Origin of the sequence: Sinomonas halotolerans (assembly GCF_039615075.1) — a bacterium.
In the GTDB taxonomy this organism is placed as follows: Bacteria; Actinomycetota; Actinomycetes; order Actinomycetales; family Micrococcaceae; genus Sinomonas; species Sinomonas halotolerans.
This window is the reverse complement of record NZ_JBDFRB010000012.1, coordinates 78,395-86,318: the sequence shown is the minus strand read 5'-3', so window position 1 is coordinate 86,318 and position 7,924 is coordinate 78,395. Positions and strand designations below refer to the sequence as shown.

8 protein-coding genes are annotated in these 7,924 nt (G+C 71.5%); 2 read left to right on the top strand and 6 right to left on the bottom strand.

Going from position 1 to position 7,924, the window contains the following annotated elements:
- Positions 1 to 39 precede the first annotated feature (39 nt).
- From ABCQ75_RS12900 to ABCQ75_RS12890, 3 genes are all read right to left on the bottom strand, one after another.
- Complete coding sequence (locus ABCQ75_RS12900; protein ID WP_345883780.1) at positions 40 to 894, bottom strand: IS3 family transposase; 855 nt, start codon at positions 892 to 894, stop codon at positions 40 to 42.
- Entirely contained in the window at positions 891 to 1,220 is a 330-nt protein-coding gene (locus ABCQ75_RS12895) for a helix-turn-helix domain-containing protein (RefSeq protein WP_345883781.1), read from the bottom strand. Before ABCQ75_RS12895 ends, ABCQ75_RS12900 begins: the two co-directional genes overlap by 4 nt.
- 462 nt (positions 1,221 to 1,682) lie before the next feature.
- Positions 1,683 to 1,946: a GlsB/YeaQ/YmgE family stress response membrane protein gene (locus ABCQ75_RS12890; protein WP_345885786.1), complete on the bottom strand. Its 264-nt coding sequence runs from the start codon at positions 1,944 to 1,946 to the stop codon at positions 1,683 to 1,685.
- 180 nt (positions 1,947 to 2,126) lie between these two features.
- Between ABCQ75_RS12890 and ABCQ75_RS12885 the strand changes: the two genes are divergently transcribed.
- Positions 2,127 to 3,029 carry a diacylglycerol/lipid kinase family protein gene (locus ABCQ75_RS12885; protein WP_345885784.1) on the top strand — a complete coding sequence of 301 codons (903 nt, stop codon included), beginning with the start codon at positions 2,127 to 2,129 and terminating at the stop codon, positions 3,027 to 3,029.
- Positions 3,030 to 3,149: 120 nt separating this feature from the next.
- Here the strand turns inward: ABCQ75_RS12885 and ABCQ75_RS12880 are convergent, their stop codons facing one another.
- On the bottom strand, positions 3,150 to 3,458 hold the full coding sequence (locus ABCQ75_RS12880) for a PLD nuclease N-terminal domain-containing protein (RefSeq protein WP_345885781.1): 309 nt from the start codon (positions 3,456 to 3,458) through the stop codon (positions 3,150 to 3,152).
- 97 nt (positions 3,459 to 3,555) lie between these two features.
- Between ABCQ75_RS12880 and ABCQ75_RS12875 the strand changes: the two genes are divergently transcribed.
- Positions 3,556 to 4,641 (top strand): inositol-3-phosphate synthase, encoded by a 1,086-nt coding sequence (locus tag ABCQ75_RS12875; RefSeq protein WP_345885780.1) that lies wholly within the window; start codon positions 3,556 to 3,558, stop codon positions 4,639 to 4,641.
- Between the two features lie 231 nt (positions 4,642 to 4,872).
- On the opposite strand, the gene ABCQ75_RS12870 is transcribed toward ABCQ75_RS12875, so the two are convergent.
- A complete protein-coding gene (locus ABCQ75_RS12870) occupies positions 4,873 to 6,588 on the bottom strand; it encodes a formate--tetrahydrofolate ligase (RefSeq protein WP_345885778.1) in 1,716 nt (571 codons plus the stop codon).
- Between the two features lie 9 nt (positions 6,589 to 6,597).
- On the bottom strand, positions 6,598 to 7,890 hold the full coding sequence (gene mshA, locus ABCQ75_RS12865) for a D-inositol-3-phosphate glycosyltransferase (RefSeq protein WP_345885777.1): 1,293 nt from the start codon (positions 7,888 to 7,890) through the stop codon (positions 6,598 to 6,600).
- Positions 7,891 to 7,924: the final 34 nt, after the last annotated feature.

Genomic DNA, 7,924 nt, shown 5'->3' with positions numbered 1-7,924 from the left:
TGAACTGGTCCCCGATAGTTGGACTGGTTTATTGAGATCCTAGGCGGGCAGGGCCTGTGCGCGGTATTCGACCGGGCTCAGGCCCTGGAGCCGTTGCGAGGTGCGTTCGTTGTTGTACCAGCGGATGTAGTCGTGCAGGGCGTGCTCGAGTGCCTCGATGCTGAGGTAGCGGACGTGGTGGAAGCACTCTTCCTTGAGGTGGCCGAAGAAGTTCTCGATCACGGCGTTGTCGAAGCAGTTGCCCTTGCGGGACATCGACTGTGTGGCGCCGGCGTCGGCGAGCAGCTTCCGCCAGGTGCGGTGCTGGTACTGGAACCCCTGGTCGGAGTGCACGACCGGATGTTCCCCGGGCCCTAGGGCGGTGAGTGCCTGGCGCAGTGACGAGGTGGCCAGCTGCAGGTTCGGTGATCGGCCGGTGGAGTAGGCGATGATCTCGCGGTTGAACAGGTCCATGACCGGGGACAGGTAGAGCTTGTCGTTGCCGACCCGGAACTCGGTCACGTCGGTGACCCACTTCTGGTTCGGGGACTCGGCGCTGAACTGGCGGTCCATGATGTTCTCTGCGACCGGGCCGGCCTCGCCCCGGTAGGAGGCGTAGCGGCGTTTCCGGCGGACGTGGCAGGCCAGGCCGAGCTGGCGCATGAGCTCCAGCACCGTCTTCTTGGCCACCTGCCAGCCGGCCTTGACGAGCTCCCGGTGCACCCTGCGGTGCCCGTAGCGTCCGCGCGCGGCCTCGAACGCCGCCCGGACCGCGTCCTTGAGGCCGGCCCGGGGGTCCGCCCGGTCGAGCCTGGCCTGATGGTAGAAGAACGTCGACCGGGCAAGCCCGGCCACCTCGAGCAGCACCGGCAGGCGGTGCTCGGCCTTGAGGGAGGCGACAGCGTGGGCCTTCACTGCCGTCCGTGCGCCCTCAAGGCCCGCAATTTTTTCAGGTAGGCGTTCTCAGCCTGCAGCCGCTCGTTCTCCGCCCGCAGCCGCTCCAGCTCGGTCAGCTCGCCCGCGGCGGCGCCGCCGGCCCGGGCCGGACGGCCCCTGGGCCGGGGCCGCAGCGCGTCCTCACCGCCGTCCCGGAACGCGCGTGCCCACGCCTCGACCAGCTTCCCGGAGGACAGGCCATGCTCCCTGGCCAAGGCCGCAGCAGAGCCCGCGCCCGCGAGGTAGCCCTTCACCACCGCCAGCTTCAGCTCGAACGAGTACGACCGCTTCGTCGTCTTGGCCACCAGCGCTCCTCTGCCACGGATCACCCAACGCCGATACAGCCGCTGCACCGGCCACCGGGACACCCCCAGCCGCGTCGCCGCGGCACGATCAGCGAGACCCTGCTCGAACAAAGCTACAGCCGCCGACCGCTGCCCCACGGACAACGAACTCTCCACACGCATGCACTGCTCCCCAGAAGACGGAACGGAATTTCACGGTCCAACTTCCCGGGAGCAGTTCATGTGGGGGACGCAGGGACCCCGTGTGGGGGTGGCAGGGACCCCGTGTGGGGGCGGCAGGGACCCCGTGTGGGGGTGGCAGGGACCCCGTGTGGGGGTGGCAGGGACCCCGTGTGGGGGTGGCAGGGACCCCGCAACGGGGAGGGCCCGCCCGGCAACTGCCGGACGGGCCCTCCAGCGGCGCCTGTGGCCCTCTCGCGACCGCTGTCCTGCGCGCTGTGGTGGCGCGCTGGGATCCGGGTGCTACGCGCGGCGCCTGGTGACAGCGCCCCAGATGAGCAGCACGATCAGCGAGCCGACGATCGCCGTGATCCAGGTGCGGATCTCGAAGAAGTTGCCCAGCGTGTTCCCGCCGAAGATGAGCCCGCCGATCCAGCCGCCGAGCAGGGCGCCCACCACGCCGATCAGAAGCGTGACGAGCCAGCCGCCGCCCTGCTTGCCAGGCAGGATCGCCTTGGCGATCGCGCCGGCGATGAGACCGAGGATGAGGAAACCGAGAAAGCCCATGTCTACTCCTTGTGGTTCGATCATGTTCAGTTGTCGCTTGCTCGCAAGGCCAAGCTGACACTTTCCTAGCACTGGGGCTACTGCCCCGCCACGGGGACGCGAAGAGTGTCACCGCATTTTTATAACGCCACGATTGGGTAACGTTGCGGGCAACGACTCCCGGCGAGAGGGGAAACGCAGGTGAAGAGCTGTGCGCTCGTCGTGAATCCGTCCAAGGCGCGGGCCGAAGAGATCGCGGAGGCCTTCCGCGGCCGCTGCGCCGAGGTCGGCGCCGAGCCGATCGTCCTGAGGACCACGGTCGAGGACCCAGGCGGCGGGATGGCCCATGAGGCCCTCGAGCGCGGTGTCGACCTCGTGGTGGTGGCCGGGGGCGACGGCACGGTGCGGGCCGCCGCCGGCGAGCTCACGGGCACCGAGGTGCCGCTCGGCGTCGTGCCCCTCGGGACCGGCAACCTCCTGGCGCGCAACCTGGGCCTGCCCATCGACGACACCGCCGCGGCCCTGGACATCGTGTTCGGGGCGGCGGAGCGGCGCATCGACGTGGCGTGGGCGCGGATCGACGGCGGCGAGGAGAAGGCCTTCGTGGTCATGGCCGGCATGGGCCTGGACGCGACAATCATGGCCAACACCGACGACGACCTCAAGGCCAAGGCCGGCTGGTTCGCCTACATCGCCTCCGCTGCGAAGACCGTGGTGGGGGAGTCCTGGCGGATGCGCGTGGACGTGGACGGCAAGCCTGCCATCGAGCGGCGCCAGCGCGGGGTCATGGTGGGCAACTGCGGCAAGATCCAAGGCGACGTGGAGGTGTTCCCGGGCGCGAAGATCGACGACGGCATCCTGGACGTGCTCGCTGTGGCGCCGAAGGGGGTGGTCGGCTGGCTCCGCGTGGCCACCGCCCTGCTGAGCAGGGTCCGCCGGCACTCGCCCCCGGACCTCGGGCACTTCACGGGCCGCATGGTGCGGATCGCGGCGGTCCGGCCCCACGACGTGCAGCTCGACGGCGACCACCTCGGCGAGGGCAGCACGATGACGTTCCGGGTGGACGACAAGGCCCTCCTCGTCCGGGCCGCTGCCGGGGACTGACCGGACACGCTGACCCGACGGGCTGGCCGGCCGCTGCCTGCAGCCCGCTGCCGACCCTGCGCGAGGCGAGCCGGACGTGAGGCGGCGCCGCCCGCGCGAGGCGGGCGGCGCCGTCGTGCATCAGGAGATGCGCTTGCCGATGTTGACGCCGAGCGCCGTCTTGAGCCCTGCCGAGGACGCGGTCTGGCCCGAGCCCGGCGTCCGCGCGACGTCATGCCGGCGGCCGAACAGGAAGTACGCGATCGGGCCGGCGCCGTTGACGAGCGAGGCGAGCGCCCACGCCGCCTTGGGGCCCTTGACCTGCTCGGCCGGGCGCTTCGCGAGGTCCCGCAGCGCCGCGCCCTGCAGGGCCAGCTGCGAGGCGACCCCGAGGATCATGCCGAAGCGCTGGCGTCCGTTGAGTTCACTCCACTTCTTCTTGCGTCCCATTGCGCCAGTCTAGGCAGGGCGGGGCCGCGCAGGGAGAGCCCGCGCCGATAGGATGGATCTGCTCTCCGCGAGCGGAGACCGAGACCCGAGGAGTGACGTGTCAGAGAAGAAGATCCGAGTCGCCATCGTGGGCGTGGGCAACTGCGCCGCCTCCCTCGTGCAGGGCGTGCACTACTACAAGGACGCCGACCCGGCCGATTCGGTCCCGGGCCTCATGCACGTCCAGTTCGGCGACTACCACGTGGGCGACCTCGAGTTCGTCGCCGCGTTCGACGTGGACGGCAAGAAGGTCGGCGTGGACCTCGCGGATGCCATCCTCTCGAGCGAGAACAACACCATCAAGATCGCCGACGTGCCCCCGACCGGCGTCACGGTGCAGCGCGGCCACACCTTGGACGGCCTCGGCAAGTACTACCGCGAGACCATCGAGGAGTCCACGGCGGAGCCCGTAGACGTCGTCGCCGCGCTCCGCGAGGCACAGGCCGACGTCCTGGTCTGCTACCTCCCCGTCGGCTCGCAGGACGCCGCGCTGTTCTACGCGCAGGCCGCGATCGACGCCGGGGTTGCGTTCGTGAACGCCCTGCCCGTGTTCATCGCCGGGACGCCCGAGTGGGCCGAGAAGTTCCGCGCCGCGGGGGTGCCGATCGTGGGCGACGACATCAAGAGCCAGATCGGCGCCACCATCACGCACCGCGTGCTCGCGAAGCTGTTCGAGGACCGCGGCGTGACCGTTGACCGCACGTACCAGCTCAACGTGGGCGGCAACATGGACTTCAAGAACATGCTCGAGCGGGACCGCCTCGAGTCGAAGAAGATCTCCAAGACGCAGGCCGTGACGTCCAACGTCGAGGCCGAGCTCGCCGAGCGGGACGTGCACATCGGCCCGTCCGACTACGTGCAGTGGCTCGACGACCGCAAGTGGGCGTTCGTGCGCCTCGAGGGCCGCAACTTCGGCGACGCGCCCGTTTCCCTCGAGTACAAGCTCGAGGTGTGGGACTCGCCCAACTCTGCAGGCGTGATCATCGACGCGGTCCGCGCCGCGAAGATCGGCCTGGACAGGGGGATCGGCGGGCCGCTGACCTCCCCGAGCGCCTACTTCATGAAGTCCCCGCCGCAGCAGATGAACGACGACGCCGCGCGCGAGGCCGTCGAGGCATACATCCGGGGCGAGCTCGAGCGGTAGGCCGGCCCGTCAGGATCGGCACAACTCGCGGCCCTTCTGCCCCGTTCCGGGGCGCGGGGGCCGCGAGTTGTGCCGTTCCTGGCCTGAGAGCGTCCCCAACCGCACAACTCAGGTCCGTCCGGGCCCTTGGAGGGGCCCTTCTCGGCCCGAGTTGTGCAGTTCGGGACGTTGTGCAGTTCGGGACGCTGTGCTGTGCAGTTCGGGACGCTGTGCAGTTCGGGACGCCCTGGGCTAGAAGAGCCCGGTGACCCGCCCCTGGTCGTCGAGGTCCATGCGCATCGCCGCCGGCTCCTTGGGCAGGCCGGGCATGGTCATGATCTGCCCGGTCACGGCCACGATGAACCCGGCCCCGGTCCGCGGCCACAGCTCGCGCACGTGCACGGTGAAGCCCTCCGGCGCCCCGAGCAGGGCCGGGTTGTCCGAGAACGAGTACTGCGTCTTCGCCATGCACACGGGCAGCCCGTTCCACCCGTTCTCGCGGATCTGGGCGAGGGTGCGCCGCGCCTGCTCGGAGTACTCGACCGCGGCCCCGCGGTACACCTCCCGCACGAGCGTGGCGATCTTCTCCTCCACTCCCAGTTCGAGCGGGTACAGCGGCCGGCACGTCCCGGGGGACTCGAGCGCGGCGAGCACCTCGCGCGCGAGCTCGTCGCCGCCGTCGCTCCCGCCGCCGCGGCCCCACACGTCCGCGATGGCGGCCCGGACGCCGGCCGACCGGGACAGGCGCAGCACTGTCTCGAGCTCCTCGGCCGTGTCGGTGCCGAAGCGGTTGAGCGCCACGACCGGCTCGAGCCCGAACTTGCGCACGTTCTCCACGTGCCGGACCAGGTTCTCGAACCCGCGCTCCACCGCCGCCGTGTCCGGCGCCGTGAGCTGGTCCTTCGGCACGCCGCCGTGCATCTTGAGCGCGCGCACGGTGGCCACGAGCACGACGGCGGCCGGCGCCACGTCCGCGTACCTCGCCTTGATGTCGATGAACTTCTCCGCGCCGAGGTCCGCCCCGAATCCGGCCTCGGTCACGACGACGTCGGCGAGCCGGCGCGCGGTCATGGTCGCCAGGGCGGAGTTGCAGCCGTGCGCGATGTTCGCGAACGGGCCGCCGTGCACGAGCGCCGGGGTGCCGGCGATGGTCTGGACGAGGTTGGGCTTGAAGGCGTCCTTGAGCAGCATGGCCATGACGCCGGCGGCGCCGAGGTCTGCCGCGGTGACGGGCTGACGGGCGTAGGTGTAGCCCACGGTGATGCGGCCCAGGCGCTCCCTGAGGTCCGCCACCGAGGACGCGAGGCAGAACACGGCCATGACCTCGGAGGCCACCGTGATGTCGAACCCGGTCTCGCGCGGCACGCCCTGCCCTGGCCCGCCGAGCCCGGTGACGATGTCCCGCAGCGAGCGGTCGTTCATGTCCATGACCCGCCGGACGGCGACCCGGCGCGGGTCGATCCCGAGGGCATTGCCCTGGAAGATGTGGTTGTCCACGAGCGCGCAGAGGGCGTTGTTGGCGGCCGTGATGGCGTGGAAGTCGCCGGTGAAGTGGAGGTTGATGTCCTCCATGGGCAGCACCTGCGAGTGGCCGCCGCCGGTGGCTCCGCCCTTCATGCCGAGGATGGGCCCGAGGCTGGGCTCCCGCAGGGCGATCATGGTGCGCTTCCCCGCGCGGGCGAGGGAGTCGGCGAGGCCCACCGTCAGGGTGGACTTGCCCTCGCCGGCAGGGGTCGGGGAGATCGCGGAGACCAGCACCACCTGGCCGAGCGGGCCGGGGGCCGGGAGGCGGCCCACGTCGATCTTCGCCTTGTAGCGCCCGTACAGCTCGAGGGCGTCGGCCGGGATCCCGGCGGAGGCGGCGATCTCGTCGATGGGCCGCAGGGTCGCTGCGCGCGCGATCTCGAGGTCTGACAGGACAGGAAAGCCCGACGCGTTGGCGCTGGGCGACGATGCCGTGGCGGTCATGCCGCCACCCTACCCCCGCGCGGCCGGGGCCAGCGGAAGCGGGTGGTGTTCCCGCAGCGCTCTCTGGTGCTCCCGCAGGGCCGCCCGGTACGCGGCGCGCGTGGCCTCGGCCGTCTGCTCCCATCCGAACCGCTCGGCGTAGATGGACGCGGCGCGGCCCAGGTCGTGCCGCGTCTCGGGGTCGTCGTGGAGCTGCTCGAGCACGGCCGCCCAGTCCGCGGGCTCGAGGCTGTCCACGAGGAACCCCGTCCGCCCGTCGCACACGGCACGCGTGAGGCCGCCCACCCGCGCGGCAACCACCGGCGTCCCGCACGCCTGCGCCTCGAGCGCCACGAGCCCGAAGGACTCCGAGGCACTCGGCATCGCCACGGCGTCGGCCGCGCGGTACCACTCGGCGAGCCCCTCGGCGGGGACGGGGGGCAGGCGGTGCACCACGGCGTCGAGCCCCTCCTGCTCCACGAGCACGTCCAGGTCCAGCCCTGCGGACCCGCTCGGCGCGCCCACGAGGGTGACCCGCAGGGGGATGTCGGGGCGGCGGCGCATCAGCTCCCCGGCGGCGGCCACGAGCACGTGCGGGCCCTTGAGCCGCTGGATCCGCCCCGCGAACAGCACATGGAACTCCTCCGGCCCGATCCCGCGCGCAGCCCGTGACCGCCCCCGGAACGCGGGCCGGAACACCGCCAGGTCCACGCCGGGGGAGACGATCTCGATCCGGTCCTCGTCCGCCCCGTAGTGCCGCACGAGCTCGTCCCGCTCCGCCGGCGTGTTGGCCGTGAGCCGCGCCGCCGTCAGGGTGAGGGCCTGCTCGCCGCGCTCGCGGTTGGTCGGCTCGGGGGTGTCGCCCTCGGGGAGGTGGTGGTTCTTGACCCGCGCCATGGTGTGCATGGTGTGCACGAGCGGCACCCCCAGCTCCCGCGCGACCTCGGCCCCCGCCATCCCCGAGACCCAGTAGTGGGAGTGCACGACGCCGGGCAGGTCGCCGCCCGCCGCCGCCTCGCCGCGGATGCGGGCCAGCATGGCGGCGGCGAACTCGGCCGCGAGCGGGGGCATCTGCTCCTTCGCGAGCCGGCGGCGTGGGCCGGCCTCGACGTGGTGGACGAGGACGCCCGGGGCGAGCTCCACGGTGTCCGGCTGGTCGGGGGCGGTGGCGCGCGTGTAGATGTCCACCGCGAGGCCCGCGGCGCCGAGGGCCCGCGCGAGGTGGGAGATGTAGACGTTCATGCCGCCGGCGTCCCCGGCCCCGGGCTGTTCGAGCGGGGACGTGTGGAGGGAGATCATCGCCACTCGGTCAAGGTGCTGCACGCAGTCAAGGCTACGCACCCGCCGGTAGTGCACG